This is a genomic window from Bacteroidales bacterium (genome assembly GCA_012519055.1).
GTDB lineage: Bacteria > Bacteroidota > Bacteroidia > Bacteroidales > Salinivirgaceae > JAAYQU01.
In genome coordinates this window covers 21,547-41,532 of sequence record JAAYQU010000037.1, presented here as the reverse complement: position 1 = coordinate 41,532, position 19,986 = coordinate 21,547, and the positions used below count along the sequence as shown (strand labels likewise).

Below are 19,986 nucleotides of genomic sequence, written 5' to 3'. Positions count from 1 at the left end.
TAACGTATAATTTACGAAACAAATATAATACAATCCTAAACGTAAAACTAATAATTCGTGTATCGTTTTTGCAGAAAGTTCTCTTCTTTATTGCTACAAATTTACAGTTTATTTCCTATAATACTGTCCGACAATTTAGGTAGCTAATACAAACCAACAACTCCGTTTACTATAAATCCCAAAACCCCCTTGCATTTAAACCGTAAATTCGTATATTTGCCGAATTTTTGATACAAGCATATACAATTCTCATGACAAGGAAATACAAAGAGTACAAAGGACTTGACCTGCCATCTGTAAACAAAGAGATACTAAAACAGTGGGAGAGTGAAAAGGCATTCGAACAAAGTTTAGAGACACGAAAAGATGGTCCTGAATATATCTTCTTCGAGGGACCGCCATCGGCAAACGGAATGCCCGGAATCCACCACGTTATGGCGCGCGCCATTAAAGACGTTTTCTGCCGTTACAAAACAATGCAGGGATTTAGAGTCGATAGAAAAGCAGGGTGGGATACTCACGGACTTCCTGTAGAGCTTGGAGTTGAAAAATCGCTCGGAATCACCAAAGAGGATATCGGAAAAACCATATCTATTGAGGAGTACAACAACCACTGTCGCGTTGACGTTATGCGCTTTACAGACGCATGGGAAGAGCTTACCGATAAAATGGGATACTGGGTTGATATGGATAACCCATATATCACTTACGATAACCGTTATATCGAAACATTGTGGTACCTGCTGAAAGAGATATTTAATAAAGGATTGCTATACAAGGGCAAAACCATTCAACCTTTTTCACCCGCCGCAGGAACAGGATTAAGTACCCACGAGTTGAACCAGCCCGGTTGCTATCGTGATGTAAAAGACACAACGGTTGTTGCGCAATTCTCAGTCATTAAAGATAAAAAATCATCAATACTTTTTGACAAAACCGATACAGAGGTTTATATATTAGCCTGGACGACAACACCTTGGACACTGCCGTCTAACACAGCTTTGGCTGTAGGAGCAAACATCAACTATGTTTTTGTCAAATCATTTAATCCCTATACAGGCGAGCCTATTTCGGTAATATTATCAGAAGATAAGTTAGACACATATTTCAGCCCTGCAAATGCTGAAATCCCTATGAATGAGTACAATACGGGCGATAAAAAAATTCCGTTTAAAGTATTAGCCAAATTCACAGGAAAAGAGTTAGAGGGTATAAGCTACAACCAGCTTATACCATGGATTAAACCCGAAGGCAACGCCTTTAAGGTAATTGTTGGTGATTTTGTTACAACAGAAGAGGGAACCGGAATTGTCCACATCGCGCCAACTTTCGGTGCCGATGACGACCGCGTTGCCAAACAGTACGGCATATCTCCTCTGATATTGAGAGACAAAGCGTTAGCCCCCGAACCAATGGTTGACAGAAAAGGGAGATTTTATCGCATTGAGGATTTAGACGACGATTTTGTAAAAAAATATGTTGATATAAACACATATCGCGATTTTGCCGGACGATATGTTAAAAACGAATACGACCCTGCATGGGACGGAAAGTCGGAAGAGAATACCGATGTTGATATAAGCGTAATGCTTAAAAAAGAGAACAAGGCATTTAGAATAGAGAAATATGTCCACAACTATCCACACTGCTGGCGCACGGACAAACCTATTCTGTACTATCCTCTTGATTCTTGGTTTATTAAGACCACCGCAGTAAAGGACAGAATGATTGAGTTGAACAAGACAATCAACTGGAAACCGCAATCTACAGGCGAGGGACGTTTCGGTAAATGGTTAGAAAACCTTGTAGATTGGAACCTTTCTCGTTCACGCTACTGGGGAACACCGCTACCTATCTGGATGTCAGCCGACAGGAAAGAGATTAAATGTATTGGCTCAGTCGAGGAGTTGTATTCAGAAATTGAGAAGGCTGTTACTAAGGGCGTTATGAAAAAGAATCCGTTAAAAGGATTTACCGTTGGCGATTACTCTAAAGAGAACTACGAAAAAATAGACCTTCACCGCCCATTTGTCGATGATATTTTGTTGGTAAGCGAAACAGGGCAACCAATGCAACGCGAGTTAGACCTAATAGACGTTTGGTTCGATTCGGGCGCAATGCCTTATGCGCAGTGGCACTATCCATTTGAAAACAGGGAGAATTTCGACAAACTATTTCCGGCAGATTTTATAGCCGAAGGCGTTGATCAAACTCGTGGTTGGTTTTTTACGCTTCACGCAATCGCCACGATAATAAGTGATAGCGTATCGTTCAAAAACATTGTCAGCAACGGTTTGGTGTTAGATAAAAATGGAAATAAAATGTCCAAGCGACTTGGCAATGCCGTTGACCCGTTTATAGTTATTGATCAATACGGTGCCGACCCACTTCGTTGGTACATGATAACAAACTCGCAGCCTTGGGATAACTTAAAGTTTGATATTGAGGGAGTTGCAGAGGTAAGTCGCAAGTTTTTTGGCACACTTTATAATACATACTCATTCTTTGCGCTATATGCCAATGTTGACGGCTTTGCAAACAAGGAAGAGCAAATACCTGTTGCAAATCGCCCGGAAATTGACCGTTGGGTATTAAGCGGATTAAATTCTCTAATCAAAGAGGTTACAGAGTTGTACGACACCTACGAGCCAACACGTGCTGGACGCTTGATTGCCAATTTTGTTGATGAAGATTTAAGTAACTGGTACGTTCGATTGAACAGAAAACGTTTTTGGGGCGGAGAGTACAACGCTGATAAAATTGCAGCATACCAAACACTATACACCTGTTTAAAGGTAATTGCTCAATTGTCGGCACCTATAGCACCATTCTTCTCAGACAGATTATTCCGCGATTTAACTAATGCAGGCAAAGAATCACAAAGCGTACACCTGTCATATTTTCCAAAGGCGGATAACTCGGTGATTAATACCGACTTGGAGCGCAAAATGAAATTGGCTCAACGAATATCTTCAATGATTTTGGGTCTAAGAAGAAAAGTCAATATACGCGTTCGTCAACCGCTACAAAAAATATTGATACCTGTACTCGATGAGCGCATGAAAAATGATATCGCAGAGGTTGAAAACATTATACTGTCGGAGGTAAATATTAAGGAAATTGAGTATATCTTAAGTTCAGACGATATTTTGGTTAAGAAAGTAAAACCAAACTTTAAAACGCTCGGACCTCGCTTTGGCAAACAGATGAAAGATGTTGCAGCTACAATCACAGCAATGACACAAAAGCAAATCAATCAGATTGAAGCTGAAAACAAAATTGTTTTGCAAGGAGCGTCAGGAGAGTTTGAAATAGGAATTGATGATGTTGAGATAGTTTCGGAAGATATTCCCGGATTGGCGGTATCATCGGAAGGTCAGCTTACAGTAGCCTTAGATATTCAGATAAGCGAAGAGCTTAGATATGAAGGAATAGCACGAGAGTTGATTAATCGTATTCAAAATATGCGAAAAGATAGCGGTTTAGATGTGACTGATAAAATAAAGTTGTATATTCGTCGTCACAAACTAATAGATACGGCTGTAAATAATCATAGTGAATATATTTCAACGCAAGTCTTAGCAGCAGAAATAGTACTTTTTGATGATCAAGAAGTTGAAGATGCTAAAGATGTAGAGTTGGAAGAAGATTTGACAACCCAAATATTAATCGAAAAAGTTAACTAAAAAATAAGGAGGAAGGGCAATGAGCGAGAAAACAAGATACTCCGAAGAAGAACTTGCCGAGTTTAAGGAAGTTATTCTAAAAAAGTTAGAACAGGCTCAGCACGATTATGAAATATTACGTGATTCTCTTGCACATAACGATGGAAATGATACACAAGATACATCTCCAACATTCAAGGTGCTTGAAGAGGGGGCAGCTGTTTTATCGAAAGAAGAGACAAGCAGATTAGCACAACGACAACTGCAATTTATTCAGCATTTGAAAGCTGCTTTAGTGCGTATTGAAAACAAAACATACGGCGTTTGCAGAGAGACAGGAAAACTAATTCCAAAGGAACGTTTAATGGCTGTGCCACATGCAACATTGAGCATTGAAGCAAAAAATGCCCAAAACAAAAACTAAATATTGTTGTGGATAAATTTGTCTTAAAATTACATGCCAATCAAAACTTGATATACAAGTAGATGATTGTAAGGCATGTAGATTTGTTGTGATTCTATGAAGTTAAACTTTAAAAAACCAAAAAACCTTATAATATTAGTTGTTTCAGCCACATTGATAATCGATCAGGTGTCGAAAATCTTGGTTAAAACAAATATGGTTATTGGGCAGGAGTTCTCGGTTTTTGGAAATTGGTTTTTGATACATTTTACAGAAAATCCCGGAATGGCTTTTGGAATGGCATTCGGTGGAACTTTCGGGAAAATAGTGTTAACACTTATAAGAATTGCTGCTGTTATTGGAATACTGTGGTATTTGAATTATTTAATTAAAAAGCACAACGCTCCAAAAGGTGTTATTGTAGGCGTTTCGCTTGTCTTGGCGGGAGCAATGGGCAATATTTTCGACAGTGTTTTTTACGGAGTTCTCTTTTCATCAAGTTATGGTCAAGTAGCCGAATTTTTACCCGCAGCCGGTGGCTATGCGCCTCTATTTCAAGGACATGTAGTTGATATGCTCTATTTTCCGATTATTGATACACATCTACCATCGTGGTTTCCATTTTGGGCTAATAAGCACTTTCTGTTTTTCCGTCCGGTTTTCAATATTGCTGACAGTGCAATAACTTGCGGGGTTATATACCTAATTTTATTTCAAAGCAAATTTTTTAAAACAATAGATAAAAATAAAAAAACAGTAAACGAAAACGCAGAACAAAATGTCTAAAACTGTTACGGTTTGAAAAAAAACAGATAGTAACAAAATAATTGTAAAAAATTAGATACCTTTGCGCTTCGATTTGAAAAAATAATTTGTCAGATATTTTAAACATAAATTACAATGCAAAATAAAGGAGCAATCAAATTTGTAGCTATTGCATTAGCTTTAGTATGTCTGTATCAGTTGTCTTTCACTTTTATAGCAGGCAAAGTACGCAAACAGGCAAAAGAATATGCAACCGGACCCGATAATCTTGTTGATAGTGATAGAGAAGCATTTTATCTTGACTCAATGGCAAGTGAACCGGTATATAATTTTTTGTGGATTAGAAAATTTAACTTCGCAGAAGTACAAGATAGAGAAATCGGACTCGGTCTTGACCTTAAAGGCGGTATGAACGTTATTTTGCAAGTTGCAGTTGAAGACGTTATTGTTGCCTTAGCCGATAATTCACAAGACAGTACATTCCGGGAAGCACTTAAATTAGCAAAACGCTATCAACGTAATAGCCAAGAGAGTTTTGTAACCCTTTTCGGACGTGCCTATTCTGAGCTTTCACCTAATGGACAATTAGCGGCTATTTTCGGAACAAAAAACCTAAAAGAAAAAATCAGCTTCAATAGCACTAATGAACAAGTGCTAAAGATAATTGAAGAGGAGACACGTGCAGCTATTGACAACTCTTTTACTATTTTAAGAAATCGTATCGACCGATTTGGAGTTGCACAACCAAATATCCAGCCACTCGGTGTTGATGGACAAATATTGGTTGAACTTCCCGGTATTAAAGACCCCGAAAGGGTGAAAAAACTTTTGCAAGGAACGGCAAGCCTTGAGTTTTGGGAAACATACTCAAATGAAGAGGTTTACCAATATCTGTTTCAAGCAAACCAAAGGATACGTGAAATAAACCTCGCTAAACAATCCATTGTAACCGATGAAGCCGAAAAAGCTGATGTAGTTGCTGATAGTGTGGCTGTTGTTCAAGAAGAAAAAGTTGAAGAAGAGAGTAAATCACTTTTAGAAATCGTTGATACAACTCAAGTTGAAGCAAAAGAGGAGTTTGACGCCAATAAATGGAAAGAAGAAAACCCGCTTTTTGCTATACTTAACCCACGTGTAATGCAAGATGGCTCAATAGGTCAGGGAGCTGCAGTTGGTTATGCGCATAAAAAAGATACTGCGTTAGTAAATAGGATGTTAAATTTAGAAGAGGTTAAAAACATTTTCCCACGCTCAATGCGTATTAGGTTTTTGTGGGGTGTTAAACCTATTGATGCTGAAAAGAATTACTTCGAACTTATAGCTATCAAAGTAAATAACCGCGAAGGGCTTGCAGCTCTATCTGGTGACGTTATAGTTGATGCACGTGAAGAGTTCGGCGATCGCCAAGCTACGGCACAAGTAACAATGGTGATGAATAGCGAAGGTGCAAAAAAATGGGCGCGCTTAACTAAAAACAATATTGGACAACAAATAGCAATTGTTCTTGATGATTATGTTTACAGCTATCCGGTTGTTCAAACGGAAATAAGCGAGGGTCGTTCATCAATTTCAGGAAACTTTACTGTGGCTGAAGCAAAAGACTTGGCAAATATCCTTAAATCGGGTAAAATGCCTGCTGCAGCAAGAATTATCCAAGAAGAAATTGTTGGTCCATCGCTTGGTACAGAGACAATAAACAAAGGGTTGTGGTCATTCGTTATTGCGTTTGCGGCAGTTCTTCTGTTTATGCTGTTCTACTACCGACACGCAGGTTTAGTAGCCAATATTGCATTGTTAGCCAACCTCTTCTTCCTAATGGGAGTTTTAGCATCGCTTGGAGCTGTTCTAACGTTGCCGGGTATTGCAGGTATTGTGCTGACAATGGGTATGGCGATTGACGCCAACGTTCTAATCTATGAGCGTGTAAAAGAGGAACTTTTAGCAGGTAAAGGCATTAAAACAGCAATTGCCGATGGTTTCAAAAACTCCTACTCAGCCATTCTCGACTCCAACATTACAACATTGCTGACAGCCATTATTATTGGTTATTTCGGCAAAGGACCTATCTATGGTTTTGCTATTACTTTGGGAATTGGTATTTTAACCTCGTTGTTCTCAGCAATTTTCATTACAAGGCTTGTTTTTGAAGCAATGCTAAAAAGGAACAAACCAATTACATTATCTACAAAAATTTCAGAAAAAGCGTTTAGAAACACAGAATTCAATTTCCTTGAGAAACGCAAATTTTCATATACAATTTCTGGTGCTATTGTGATTATATCAATAATTTCTTTAGTAGTCAAAGGATTTAATTTAGGTGTTGACTTTACGGGAGGTTACTCATATATAGTACGGTTTGATAAGGAAGTTACGGTACAAGATGTTCGTGATGCTTTGGAAGAAGAATATGGAACCACACCTGATGTTAAAACATTCGGAGGCACAGATCAAGTAAAAATCACAACTCGACACTTGATTGACCCCGACCACGAACTAACCGATGAGGAGATAGCAGAATATCGCATAATATCAGGAAATAACGACCCTGAAAAAACAGTAGAAGTTAACGATATTGTTGAAGCCAAACTGTATAATGGTTTGTCTAAATTCTACACTGATTTAAGCTACAACGATTTTGTTAGCGATGGACAAAAATCAATAGGTAGAATGAGTTCGATGAAAGTAGGACCTACCGTTGCAGATGATATCAAAACATCAGCTGTCTACTCAATTATTGCTGCTCTGTTTGTTATTTTCTTATATATTTTAGTACGTTTTTCAAATTGGCGTTACAGTTTAGGTGCAGTTGTTGGTCTTACACACAACGTAATCTTTATTTTGGGATTCTATTCACTGTTTGCCTACGCAATGCCATTCTCAATGGAGATTGACCAATCTTTTATAGCAGCAATTCTGACTGTGGCTGGTTACACAATCAACGATACTGTTGTTGTATTCGACCGTGTTAGAGAGTATCTCGGATTGTACAAAAACAGAGAGATAGGTCTTGTTATGAACCAATCATTGAACGCAACATTAAGCCGTACGATAATTACGTCATCAACAACATTTTTGGTGCTGTTTATAATATTTGCATTCGGAGGTGAAGTGATACGTGGATTTGTTTTTGCAATGATGCTCGGTATCGCCGTTGGTACATATTCATCGCTATTTATCGCATCTCCAATCACTTACGATTTAATGAAAAGGAAAGCTATTAAAGCAGATGAAGACCAAAAGTAAAATAGAAATACAACTATCCTTTTAAATATAAAAACTACCCTTATCGAACTCTTCGGCAAGGGTAGTTTTGCTTTGCTTTTATTTACACTTTAACCCCTCGATTATGATTCAGGCTCAAAATATTGTTAAAAGATATGACACCTTAACCGTTTTGAAAGGTATTGATTTAGAGATAAGCAAAGGCGAGGTCGTTGCAATTGTAGGTCCATCGGGTGCAGGAAAAACAACTTTGTTGAATATTATTGGAACGCTCGATAAACCAGATGAGGGTGAGGTTTTTATTCAAGGTGTTAAAATTAGCTCCCTGAAAGATCAAAAGCTATCGGAGTTTAGAAACAGTAATATTGGATTTATTTTCCAATTCCATCGTCTATTGCCTGAATTTACTGCTCTTGAGAATGTTTGTATTCCTGCAATGATTGGAGGAGCAAGCCTAAAAAAATCAAAAAAGAGAGCACATGAGTTGTTGTCTCAAATTGGGTTAGGTGAGAGAGTAAATCACAAACCTTCCGAATTATCAGGTGGAGAGCAGCAGCGTGTAGCAGTTGCCCGTGCATTAATGAATAATCCATCATTTATTCTCGCTGACGAGCCAAGTGGAAACCTCGATTCTAAAAACCGCACAGAACTGCACCAACTCTTTTTTAAGCTTCGCGATATGTATGGGCAAACTTTCGTAATCGTTACCCACGATAGTGAACTCTCAACAATGGCTGACAGACGAATTGAGATGCGTGATGGACTTTTAATCAATTAATGTAAATTTTAAGTCATGGCTATTATTAGAGAAGTCCGTGGATTTGTTCCAAAATATGGCGAAAACTGTTTTTTTGCTGAAACAGCCGTAATTGTTGGTGATGTTATTCTTGGCAATGAATGTAGTGTATGGTACAATGCTGTACTACGCGGAGATGTTAATTCTATAAGAACAGGAAACCGTGTAAATATCCAAGATTGTGCGGTTTTGCACACGTTGTATCAGAAATCGCAAATACATATCGGAAACAACGTTACGGTAAGCCATAATGTCACTTTACACGGCTGTATCATCGAAGATAATGTTTTAGTAGGAATCGGAGCTGTTGTGTTAGATGATGCCCGAATAGGTAGCAATTCAATAATTGCAGCGGGTTCGGTAGTTTTAGCAGGTCAGGTTGTTGAGCCAAACTCTGTTTATGCAGGTATCCCTGCAAAAAAAGTAAAGGAGATAGAGCCAGAGCAGTCGAAAAATATGATTGAAAAAATAGCCAACAACTATTTAATGTACGCCGGTTGGTATAAAGAACAAAACGGTTGATGTTTAATAACACTGTTTTTTACAATCGGTATTACTACACATAAATAAAAGACACGTTAGTATGTTGTAGAAGTGCTATAAGCAATATCAGCAACATTTTTACTATCTTTGTTCATTGCTAATTGATTACGTTCACATATAAAACAGTATAGATATGAAAAAAATATTAGTTATCGGAGCCGGCGGTCAAATAGGCTCGGAACTTGTCCCTTACACACGTAAGATATATGGTGCGCAGAATGTCGTAGCAGCAGATCTTGATGAAACAAAATGTAAAGCATTAGCAGAATCTGGACCTTTTGAGAAGTTGGATGCTACCGATAGTAAGCAGTTTCACGAGATAGTCAAAAAATATAAAATTGACACTATCTATAATTTAGTTGCACTGCTTTCGGCAACAGGAGAGAAAAACCCAACGTTAGCGTGGAAAATCAATATGGGTGCATTAGAAAACAGCTTAGAGATAGCACGAGAGGAGAAATGCGCCGTATTTACCCCAAGTTCAATAGGAGCTTTTGGACCAAACACTCCAGCCGATAATACACCACAAGACACCATAATGCGTCCAACAACAATCTACGGTGTTTGCAAAGTAGCAGGCGAATTACTAAGCAACTACTATTTTACCCGTTTTGGCGTAGATACTCGTTCGGTGCGTTTCCCAGGATTAATTTCAAACGTAACCCTTCCCGGTGGTGGAACAACCGACTATGCAGTTGAAATATACTACGAAGCCATTAAAAAACAGTGCTATACATGCAATCTTGAAAAAGGAACTTTCTTGGATATGATGTATATGCCCGATGCCCTTAAAGCATGTGTTGATTTGATGGAAGCTAATCCCGACAAACTTGTTCACAGAAACTCTTTCAACGTCACGGCAATGAGCTTCGACCCTGAAATTATCGCCAACGAGATTAAAAAACATATCCCACAGTTTACAATGGATTACAAAATTGACCCTGTAAAACAACAAATCGCCAACAGCTGGCCCAACAGCCTTGATGACAGCTGTGCAAGAAAAGAGTGGGGCTGGAAACCTACATACGATTTGGCTTCAATGACAGTTGATATGTTGGAAAAAATCAGAGAAAAGAAGAATAAGGGTTTAATATAGTTTGCAAAAATTAAACAAAACACATTGATTGCGAATAGGTTGTCTGTCTTAACACACAATTATTACTGTCAATTTGGCGTATTAACTATTGGTAAAGTTTTTGCGACAACATTATAAAAAAATTTACGTAATTAAAATTTAATATTATGTCATTGATTTGGATCATATTTTTTGCAACAATGGGTATAAGTTGGCTTGTCGGAGCTCGACTTAAATCGAAATTTGCTGCATATTCGAAAATACCAACAAGTGCCGGACAGAGTGGCAAAGAGGTTGCCGAGCAAATGCTAAAAGAAAACGGCATTTACGATGTGAAAGTTGTTTCGGTTAAGGGCTATCTTTCAGATCACTATAACCCTAAAAATAAGACAGTTAACTTAAGTCCAGATGTCTATAACGGACGACATGTTGCCGCCGCTGCTGTTGCAGCACATGAGTGTGGTCACGCCGTACAACATGCCAGAGCTTATGCATTTTTAGAGATGCGTTCGGCTCTTGTGCCAGTTGTGAGTTTTGCTTCGCAGTGGGTACAGTGGGTGATATTAGCAGGGATATTGTTAATTGAATCATTTCCGGCAATACTTTTTATTGGAATACTTTTGTTTGCACTTACAACACTTTTCTCATTTATAACGCTACCAGTTGAAATTAACGCCAGCCAAAGAGCATTGACTTGGCTTAATTCTGCAGGAATAACGACATCTGAGTCTCATCCGAAAGCTAAAGAGGCATTGCGTTGGGCAGCTTACACGTACGTGGTTGCAGCATTGTCGTCACTTGCAACGTTGCTTTATTATATTGCTATTTTTATGGGACGTAGAGACTAGGCAATTAGCAATGTACAATTATCAATTAACAATTAGTTGATAGGGTGATTGTTACATCAATAGCAAACGACTTTTAAGTCGTTGGTTGGTAGGGTTGACACACGTGTTTTGGTCTTTAGCTTGAATTTGGAAACAATTTGCGAATAAATAACTGAAAATCAAAATATAGTAGAGACGCCACAATGTGACGTCTCTACTTGTTTTTCTTAATGCCTTAATGGTTTAAAATCACACTTTAAAGACCGTTTTGGATAAATAACTCAACAAAATCCTGATCATCTGTGCTAAAGTGCTTTAATATCCAGTTTTGCAAGAATAACATAAATTCTTTTATATCAAAAGATTTTCCGGCTTGATAAGCTTTTCTGAACTTAGCTAGCTCGTCAGTAAATAAATTATGACTTTGCTGATGTTCAGAAGCTTTTTCATAACCAAACTGTTTAAAGTATCGCTCTTCTGTGTTGAAATGATATGACGAAAAATCCGATAAATTTTTAATTATTTCTCTTATCTCTTTTTTGGAACGTTCAGCGATAAATGCTTCATAAAGTTGGTTGACCAATGTTATAATGCGACTGTGTTGTTCGTCTATTTCGTTTATTCCAGTCTCTAATTCTGGTGATTTTTCAATAAAAGGTTCTCCTTCTGGAACTAAAGGAGCAAGTTTGCCTTTGTCTTTGGCATTTGTTTCTTGAGTATCTTTATCGGGTTTGGCATCTACTTGATTATCCACAGATTGTTTTAATTCCTCGACTTCATTTTCTAATTTTTCAATTAGTTCGCTTTGTGTTTCAATTTCATTTTTTAATTTGATTATCTCTTTTTCTGACTTTTTGGCTTCAAAATCTCTTTTCTGCAAATCGGTTATTTCAAAACCAATTTTTAAAATTTTATATGGCACATCGTCGTCATTGAGTATTGGGGTGTACGTTTCAGATAGATATATATCTCGTCCATTGTGTACGAAGTGTGTGACCCTTTTTTGGGTAACACCGTTTTTTAAACTACTCCAGAAAATCTCGTATTCTTCTGGAGTAAGGTTTTTGAAATCGGAACCGTCTTTATGGTATGCTCCAACAATTTGATCTGGATTTACTCCTAAAAGCTGTGCCATACCCTCATTAACTGACGTTATCCTGCCGTCAAGATCATATTCTACTGTACACGTGGAAGTACTTAATGCCCTAACTAAACCGCGCATTTCAAACTCTTTTCGTAGAGATTCTTCTTGCGTGGCTTGTAATTCTTCAAGGTTTTGACGCATTTCCTCCTCTTGTGCAGAAAGCTCTTCACGCTGTTGTTGTGATTGAAGAAGGAGCTTTTGCGTTTTTTCGTTTACACGAACACTCGAGATTGTTGAAGCCACGCTCTCACCAATCTTTTCAAGGAATTCTATTTGATGCTTTTCAATGTTTTTGAATGATGCAATTTCAATTATTCCGTACACTTCATCATTCAGCAAAACGGGCACTAAAACTAAACATCTTGGGTTTGCTGTTCCCATTCCTGAGGTTATTTCAATATAATCTTCAGGAATATCGGTCATATAAATTGTCATGCGCTCGTGAGCACAACGACCAACTAAATCTTCACCAATTTTTATACGTTTTTTTACAAGCTTTTCACGATTATAGGCAATTGCGCTTGTTATTTCAAAATAAACATCTTCTTCATTATCGTCGTTTATAACAAATAAGGCACCTTGATTTGCTTCTAGGTAGTTGACAAGGTTTGACATTAGTTGGAACGAGAGTTTTTTCAAATCGTTACTGTTATTTCTTAAAATTTCGCCAAATTTTGCAAGACCCTCCGTTGCCCATCTTTGTTTTTCGCCTTCTTCTTTTCGTTTTTCTTCTTCTTCTGCAGCTGTTTTTAGGCTTTTTCGCATATCTAAAAGTGCGTTGCCAAGAACATCACCATTTCCTAAAGGCTGAAATTCCTGTTCTAAATTACCCTTTCCGATCTCTTTTGCAAAGTGAGCAGTTCTGTTTAATCCTTCTATAAGTTTATTTAAGGATTCAGTCATTTGTCCAATTTCATCAGCTCTGTTTGTTTTTAGTTGTTCAACTGAATCTATCTCTCCTAAAGACATTTTTTTCAGCAATTGTGTAGTGTGTTGCATTGATTTACTGATGCTTCTAGAGATTCTAAAAATAACTACAAACAGAATAATTAATCCTATCAGGGCAACAATCATACTGATTACAAAACCTCGATTTGCTTTGCTCATTATAACTTCAATTGGAACTGTAATCGCAATTGACCAAGGTGTGGTGGTTTTCCCTATTTGAACACGATTAAAAACCATTAAAACATTTTTGCCAGTTAGCGGATCATGCAACACCAAATCTATATTCTCACCACGTTTAATTTTATCGGTAATATTGTATTTGCTTTCTATTTCAGGCATTTGAGCGGCAAAAGTTTTGCCAATAAACTCTTTGTCAGGATAGCTAACAAACACTCCTTCTGCTGATAAGAGAAAAGCGTAGCTCTCGTCGAAAGGCTTTATTTTCTCAACATCTTCCTGAATTTTATCCATAGTGATATCTACGGCTACAATACCAGTATATTCCCCACCAATTATCATCGGTACGGAAAGCGATGTCATAAATTTTTTAGTACCAACATCTTCGGAAAACTGATCCCAGTATGGTTCCCATATCAATTCCGTAGTTTCTTTTTTGATTTTTGCATATATTGTAGGGTCTCCCTCCAAACTTCTTAAATTTGTTTGGTGTCTAATATTGCCGTTTTCACGAAAGTAAGTGACTACGTATCTTCCGTGATCTTTTGTATATGTTGAGTCTATTGCTTTTAGTTCCCAGCTGTCCCAAAGTTTATAAAATTGTGAATTGTCTTTAAAAACATTTTTATACATTTTAATGAATAACCCTTTCCACTGTTCTTCAGGTAAATAGTTGTAGACACTGTACATTTGTGCCATTGTTCGAACTACATCCATACTTTTATTAAGCTCATTTTCTACTTGTAAAGCCGATGATTTAGAAACGGTTTTTACCAATGTTACAGATTCGTTATATGCCATATGCCGTGAACTGTAGCTGACGTACACTATTGAAAGTATAAAAATCAACATTGTAGTCCCTAGTACAAATATCAACATCTGTCCGTTGATATTTAGATTTCTGAAAAACTTTGCAGCCATATTGTTTTGTTTTGATTTCAAAAAATTGAAAATTCACATTTTACAACCCTCAAATATCGCTAAAAAACATTATAATTCAAATATCGTAAATTAACTTTTTATAGTTTTGATGGTAATTATATAATATTGTGTAGCTAATAACTCATTTTTGTAGTACTTTTATGTTTTGCTAATTGACTTAAACATCGTTAAATTTGCAAAAATTTGATATAGAAATAACTTATTAATTAGAAATATGCAAATAGAATCGCTAAAAAACATTTTGTTACGAGATCTGTCTGATTTAGAAGATATTGCAGAAATACTTGAACCGGGGTACTGTTTAAGTAAAATTGAGGTACAAATCCTTAAATCCAGAATAACAAGTTTATCTAACGAAATTAAAAGTTTATTGAGCCAAATTATAGAAAAAAGCAATTTGGCAGCTGTTGATAATGATTTAAACAAACCAAAAGTGTCAATTGGTAAGGATGATAATAGTAAAGATAATTTACAAATTGATTCCAAAACAGTTGTAAAAAAGTCAACAGAGGCGATTATTACTCATAAAGCAAGTGATGAAAAAACGGATATTTCTATAGTTGAGAAAAATAAGTCTGAATCAAAATCTGATAAATTGGTCGTTGAAAAAAAAGCAGAAGTTATTGAGGTCAAAAAATCAGAACCAGCTGAAAAATTAGTAAAAGAACCAGAAGTGTCAAAGTCAGATACTGTTAAGCAAGTTCAGGTAAAAGTTGAAAATCAAACAAAAGTTGAATCAACAAAGGATGGTGGTGTTAGTCGCAAAACACTAGCTGATCAATATATCGATAAAAATTTCTCGCTCAATGAAATGGTGGGCCAACCGGGGGGAACCACTGACAGAGCATCATCTTTAGGTCAAAAGCCTGTTAGCGATATTAATAAAGCCATAAAAATTAACGAAAGACTTGGTTTTGTTCGTGAGCTTTTTGCAGGAGATGCACAACTGTACGCTAATACAATTGATAAGTTAAATAACTTTGAGGATTTTGAACAGGCATTCAGTTTTTTGAGCGAAAACTTTGTGTGGGACCAGGATTCGGAAAATTTTAAAATGTTTATAGACATCGTTTATCGCCGATATATACAATAAAATATGCTTTACGTTGTTCCCACACCGATAGGTAATTTGGAAGATATTACTTTAAGAGCAATTAGAATTCTTAAAGAAGTTGATGCTGTTGTTGCTGAAGATACTCGAACGAGTGGGATATTGTTGAAACACTACTCAATATCAAAACCTTTGATATCTTTTCATAAGTTTAATGAGCATAAAATAGTAACATCATTGATTGATAAGATGTTGCAAGGTGAAACATTAGCTTTGATTTCCGATGCAGGAACACCCGGAATTAGCGACCCGGGTTTTTTGTTGGTACGAGAAGCAATTAGCAATGATATTCAGGTAGTTACCCTACCCGGTGCAACTGCAATGATTCCAGCTGTTGTAAGTAGTGGACTGCCCTGCGATAAGTTTGTATTTGAAGGGTTTTTACCTCAAAAAAAAGGTAGAAACAAATTAGTAGAGATGCTTAAGAGTGAACAGCGTACTATGATTTTTTACGAATCGCCCAACCGCCTTGTTAAAAGTTTGGAACTATTTAAGGAGGCATTTGGAGAAGATAGAAAAGCTGCTGTATGCCGCGAAATAAGCAAGCTGCACGAGGAGATAAAACGGGGAACATTGTCTGAACTTATCGAATATTTTTCTGAAAATGCTCCCAGAGGCGAAATAGTAATTGTTGTTGGCGGTGCTAAATAAAATATCACCAAACCATTTTATTGTCCTCTTTTAAATGTAAACATGTTTTAGGACAATATCGACACGTAGAGACAGGGCATGCCCTGTCTCTACCTTTGATTCAAATATTTCTTCTGATAAGAAATAACACCCAACACGCCTAAAGCCACAAAAGCAAGGACAATATAGATAAATACAGCAGAGACTCCTTCCGTTACTCCGTAGGAGTGCATGCCGCTCAGCAAGTAGTTGACCCCAAAGAAAGTCATTAAAACCGAGGCGAATGCAAGTACAGATAATAGGTTAAAAATCCAAATATTATCTCGTTTTTTAGTTAAGTGAATATGCGTTACAATGGTGTAAACAACCACCGTTATAAGTGCCCAGGTTTCTTTAGGGTCCCAGCCCCAGTAACGTCCCCACGACTCATTTGCCCAGATGGCTCCGAGAAACGTGCCGATAGTCATCAGTGCAAGCCCCACAAGCAGAGCCATATTGTTTGTAATGCTCAACTCCTTTATTCTGAAGCGAATTAACTCGCTCTTTTTTGCAAAAGCAATCAAAGAAAGGTTAGCAATTCCCAATAAAAAGCCAATACCAAAGAAACCGTAAGCTGCCACGTGAAACATCAGCCAAGGCGATTTAAGCACAGGTACCAACGTCCCGATTTCTGGATCCATCCAGTTTAATCCTGAAACAAACAGAATTATCCCGCCGAAAAGCGTTGCTAACGCCATTGTAATGGCACTTTTTCTGCCAAAGATAATTCCTGCCAAAACAGTTGCCCAAGCTACATACACCATTGTCTCGTAGGAGTTGCTCCACGGAGCATAACCGCCTATATACCAACGCATTCCCATGCCGAAAGCGTGAAATAAGAAAATGCACCAGATAGCGATAGTCAAAATTTTAATGCCGATATTCTCCCATTTTCGCTTTTTAAGCAACTGCATAAAGGCAAAAACAAGTAGTAAACCACCTAAAATAAAATATGACAACTTACACCGGTCGAAAACTCGCAGTTTATTGTAGCTGATTTCTGCTTTTATCTTTCCATCGTCAATATGCTTTCCGATGTCGTTTTTCAATTGAAACTCTTTCAGTTCGGTAAGTAACTGTTCGGGCTTGCTCCACTCTCCGCTTCGTAGCGAGTTGTTAACTTCAACAAGATACTGTTTGAAAGAGTAAGCAATAAACAGAGAATCCTCTTTTGGAAAAATAGACGGATTAACGTTTGGCGAATACCAAGTGTGTGTCTCATCGTTTGGGTCGGGAAAAATTCGTAACAGACTGTAGTCCAATAGCTGAAAGACAATGTTGACTCTCTCATCTAATTTCATCATGTCCTTATCGGTTGCTGAACGTTCAGCAGGAGACTTCCCGTAAATCTTTTGCATCTGATTAAGCAACTTATAATTACCATTTTCATCGAAAAACTGAACATAAGAGGCATAATCTTTGGGTAACCCGTAGAGCGATGAGATTTCGCTATTATCTATTGCGATAAATGGTTCATTAATCCACACTCGTGGCATTGCAAGGAAGCTTAGCAAAAACTGTTCGGGGCTAAATTGTGCCATTTTTTGCTCCTTGTAAACTTTTCTCACTATTTCTGATGAAAGTGTGTGCAGTGGCATAATTCTACCACCCGATTGCACGGGTAATGCAGCAAACTGAGCGGCATGTTCCTGTGGAATTGTAACATTTTGCACGTTCTCTGTGGATTGTGCTTGTATGGCGGTTGCTCCAACCAGCAAGAATAATAAAGTGATTATAAGATATTTACTATCCTCTCGTAAACTTTTAAGCCGGTGGCTTAACTGTCGAAAACGAGAGTTTTTCGTTATAAAGCCGAGTAAAAATCCACAGAAAAGCAAAAGGTAACCTATGTAAGTTATAGTTCTGCCTGCCACATCTTTGTTTACAGATAGAATTGTTCCAAGCTCATCTTGGTCATACGAGGCTTGAAAAAATCGGAATCCTTTCACGTCTAAAACGTTATTCATAAATACTTTTGCCTCTTGTGTTTTGCCGTCAACATGTACTAACAAGTCGCTTTCGTATGATGAAGGACTTGCCGAACCGGGATAGCGATTTAGGCGAAAATCGGTCAGTTCCAACACAAACGGCAACTTCTCAATGCTAAGCTTGTCGCCTGTGCGGACAATCATTTCGTCGGTTTTACTTCCCTCGCGAATATGTACAGTGCCCTCTTTCCCAAAAAGATGCGTTGTTAGTGCACCTCCCAAAATCACAACAAAAGCCAGATGCACGGTTAAAAGAGCCCAACGCTTCTGCTTTAAGTAGCCATATCTTCTCCATGCAAAAATAAAATTTAGCACTAACAAAAACTGCAAGAGGAAAAAAGCGGGAGAGTAGTAGACCCACTTTTTTGCCATTTCTGTTCCGTAATCTTTTTCGACAAAAGTAGCAATAGCCATTGCTGCCGCGTAAGTCAGTAGCAAGACTATTGTTGTTTTGTATGACGAAAGGTAGCGTTTAGTTTTTTCCATAAATAACGTTTTTCGTTACGTATATACTAAATCAACGCTTTAGCGAAAGAACAGGAACTCGATAAACTAAGCCAACCGAGAGTCTGAGTTCATCGGCAGGCGTGGTTATTTGTACCATTTTTGATTCGCTATATTGTTTAAATGTTGAGGTGAAAAAGAAGTGCAAATTGTCATCTTCTAAAGGATAGTACTCAATACCAGCTTGATAATTCAGCGAAGTCAGACAACTGCCTTTGTCTAAATAACCACTTGATTTATAAGTAGAAAAATCGTTGTAAAAACATTTCAAAAGAATATTCCATTTGGAATGAAATCTGTAATTTACTTCGCCAAGCACCGAAAGATAGTCAACATACTCTGCAATATTTATCGGATCAGCAGTCAGTTTTCTAATTTCGCCAAGATAGTCAATTTCGGAGCGTTGGTAGAAAGCATCAATATAGATGCTAAAAGGACCTGATTGAAACTTTTGTCCTCCGCTTACCATAAATAGTGTTTTGTTTTTTGCAGGTGAAGTGTAGTTTACAGCATAACGAAGTTGCAGAGCGTTGTTGAAATAGTTGCTATTCCAGCCAAGCGAATAGTATAGTGGCACGGTGGGTGCCTCAATCTGTAAGCCTACCTGTGGTCTTCCTACAGCTTCTTCCCAAGTACCCATACGGTTGTTGAGAACCTGAAAGGTCAGCTCTTGACTCTTTGTAGGGGCGTACGCTATCTGTGCACCAGTAAGATAACACGTTACACTATTTATTATACCGCTGTAATCATAAACTTCTACAGGATATTTGTAGTATTCGAAACCTCCAATGGAAAGGGCTTGTTTTCCGGCGATCATATAAAATTGTTCGTTAAACGCATATTTTAAATAGGCGTAATCGATCGAGGAAGGCAAGTTTTCTTTTGAAAAAATCGGTGAAACCTTATTTAATCGTTGTAGGTATTTGTAAGAGAGTTTTGGGACAATTTGTCCTGCAAAGTCAATCATTACGTGGTCGAAACGGAATGAGCCATCGTCAAACCCCATGGGTTTCCCTGCGAATTGTGCGTGATAAGCGGGGCGCAGGTGTAGTGCGGCATCCACAGATTGCTTTGTATTTTGCGCAGAAGAATCGGTGATAGATGTCTCTTGGTCAGTTGCTTGAGCCAACAGAGACGAGCAGTTTAGATAACCTACAAGAGTGGTTGAAATGATTGCAATGAAAAATGTGAAAATCCTATTCATAAT

At 37.7% G+C, this 19,986-nt stretch carries 13 protein-coding genes; 10 read left to right on the top strand and 3 right to left on the bottom strand.

Annotated elements, in window-relative coordinates; all coding sequences use genetic code 11:
* Positions 1–251 precede the first annotated feature (251 nt).
* The 8 genes from GX311_06810 (at position 252) to GX311_06775 (ending at position 11,317) form a co-directional block, all read left to right on the top strand.
* A complete protein-coding gene (locus GX311_06810; protein NLK16088.1) occupies positions 252–3,686 on the top strand; it encodes an isoleucine--tRNA ligase in 3,435 nt (1,144 codons plus the stop codon).
* Between the two features lie 19 nt (positions 3,687–3,705).
* A complete protein-coding gene (locus tag GX311_06805; protein NLK16087.1) occupies positions 3,706–4,089 on the top strand; it encodes a TraR/DksA family transcriptional regulator in 384 nt (127 codons plus the stop codon).
* Between the two features lie 96 nt (positions 4,090–4,185).
* Positions 4,186–4,854, top strand: a complete 669-nt coding sequence (locus GX311_06800; GenBank protein ID NLK16086.1) for a lipoprotein signal peptidase — start codon at positions 4,186–4,188, stop codon at positions 4,852–4,854.
* Between the two features lie 114 nt (positions 4,855–4,968).
* Positions 4,969–8,076, top strand: a complete 3,108-nt coding sequence (gene secD / locus GX311_06795) for a protein translocase subunit SecD (protein ID NLK16085.1) — start codon at positions 4,969–4,971, stop codon at positions 8,074–8,076.
* A gap of 103 nt (positions 8,077–8,179) precedes the next feature.
* Positions 8,180–8,833, top strand: a complete 654-nt coding sequence (locus GX311_06790; GenBank protein ID NLK16084.1) for an ABC transporter ATP-binding protein — start codon at positions 8,180–8,182, stop codon at positions 8,831–8,833.
* Between the two features lie 15 nt (positions 8,834–8,848).
* The gene (locus GX311_06785) at positions 8,849–9,373 is read left to right on the top strand and encodes a gamma carbonic anhydrase family protein (protein ID NLK16083.1); all 525 of its coding nucleotides are present in this window, start codon (positions 8,849–8,851) and stop codon (positions 9,371–9,373) included.
* A gap of 154 nt (positions 9,374–9,527) precedes the next feature.
* Complete coding sequence (locus tag GX311_06780; protein NLK16082.1) at positions 9,528–10,490, top strand: L-threonine 3-dehydrogenase; 963 nt, start codon at positions 9,528–9,530, stop codon at positions 10,488–10,490.
* 146 nt (positions 10,491–10,636) lie between these two features.
* Positions 10,637–11,317 carry a zinc metallopeptidase gene (locus GX311_06775; protein NLK16081.1) on the top strand — a complete coding sequence of 227 codons (681 nt, stop codon included), beginning with the start codon at positions 10,637–10,639 and terminating at the stop codon, positions 11,315–11,317.
* A 235-nt stretch (positions 11,318–11,552) separates the two neighbouring features.
* Here the strand turns inward: GX311_06775 and GX311_06770 are convergent, their stop codons facing one another.
* Positions 11,553–14,486: a bacteriohemerythrin gene (locus tag GX311_06770; protein NLK16080.1), complete on the bottom strand. Its 2,934-nt coding sequence runs from the start codon at positions 14,484–14,486 to the stop codon at positions 11,553–11,555.
* 235 nt (positions 14,487–14,721) lie between these two features.
* Between GX311_06770 and GX311_06765 the strand changes: the two genes are divergently transcribed.
* Both GX311_06765 and rsmI read left to right on the top strand, forming a co-directional pair.
* On the top strand, positions 14,722–15,600 hold the full coding sequence (locus GX311_06765) for a hypothetical protein (GenBank protein NLK16079.1): 879 nt from the start codon (positions 14,722–14,724) through the stop codon (positions 15,598–15,600).
* Positions 15,601–15,603: 3 nt separating this feature from the next.
* Positions 15,604–16,269, top strand: a complete 666-nt coding sequence (rsmI, locus tag GX311_06760; protein NLK16078.1) for a 16S rRNA (cytidine(1402)-2'-O)-methyltransferase — start codon at positions 15,604–15,606, stop codon at positions 16,267–16,269.
* Between the two features lie 89 nt (positions 16,270–16,358).
* Here the strand turns inward: rsmI and ccsA are convergent, their stop codons facing one another.
* Together ccsA and GX311_06750 are read right to left on the bottom strand one after the other, a co-directional pair.
* Complete coding sequence (gene ccsA, locus GX311_06755) at positions 16,359–18,761, bottom strand: cytochrome c biogenesis protein CcsA (protein NLK16077.1); 2,403 nt, start codon at positions 18,759–18,761, stop codon at positions 16,359–16,361.
* A gap of 31 nt (positions 18,762–18,792) precedes the next feature.
* Positions 18,793–19,983: a hypothetical protein gene (locus GX311_06750; protein ID NLK16076.1), complete on the bottom strand. Its 1,191-nt coding sequence runs from the start codon at positions 19,981–19,983 to the stop codon at positions 18,793–18,795.
* Between the last annotated feature and the right edge of the window lie 3 nt (positions 19,984–19,986).

Excerpts from the sequence above, each read along its gene's own strand:
- GX311_06810 (NLK16088.1), top strand. The coding sequence starts at position 252 with ATGACAAGGAAATACAAAGAGTACAAAGGACTTGACCTGCCATCTGTA.
- GX311_06805 (NLK16087.1), top strand. The coding sequence starts at position 3,706 with ATGAGCGAGAAAACAAGATACTCCGAAGAAGAACTTGCCGAGTTTAAG.
- GX311_06800 (NLK16086.1), top strand. The coding sequence starts at position 4,186 with ATGAAGTTAAACTTTAAAAAACCAAAAAACCTTATAATATTAGTTGTT.
- secD (NLK16085.1), top strand. The coding sequence starts at position 4,969 with ATGCAAAATAAAGGAGCAATCAAATTTGTAGCTATTGCATTAGCTTTA.
- GX311_06790 (NLK16084.1), top strand. The coding sequence starts at position 8,180 with ATGATTCAGGCTCAAAATATTGTTAAAAGATATGACACCTTAACCGTT.
- GX311_06785 (NLK16083.1), top strand. The coding sequence starts at position 8,849 with ATGGCTATTATTAGAGAAGTCCGTGGATTTGTTCCAAAATATGGCGAA.
- GX311_06780 (NLK16082.1), top strand. The coding sequence starts at position 9,528 with ATGAAAAAAATATTAGTTATCGGAGCCGGCGGTCAAATAGGCTCGGAA.
- GX311_06775 (NLK16081.1), top strand. The coding sequence starts at position 10,637 with ATGTCATTGATTTGGATCATATTTTTTGCAACAATGGGTATAAGTTGG.
- GX311_06770 (NLK16080.1), bottom strand. The coding sequence starts at position 14,486 with ATGGCTGCAAAGTTTTTCAGAAATCTAAATATCAACGGACAGATGTTG.
- GX311_06765 (NLK16079.1), top strand. The coding sequence starts at position 14,722 with ATGCAAATAGAATCGCTAAAAAACATTTTGTTACGAGATCTGTCTGAT.
- rsmI (NLK16078.1), top strand. The coding sequence starts at position 15,604 with ATGCTTTACGTTGTTCCCACACCGATAGGTAATTTGGAAGATATTACT.
- ccsA (NLK16077.1), bottom strand. The coding sequence starts at position 18,761 with ATGGAAAAAACTAAACGCTACCTTTCGTCATACAAAACAACAATAGTC.
- GX311_06750 (NLK16076.1), bottom strand. The coding sequence starts at position 19,983 with ATGAATAGGATTTTCACATTTTTCATTGCAATCATTTCAACCACTCTT.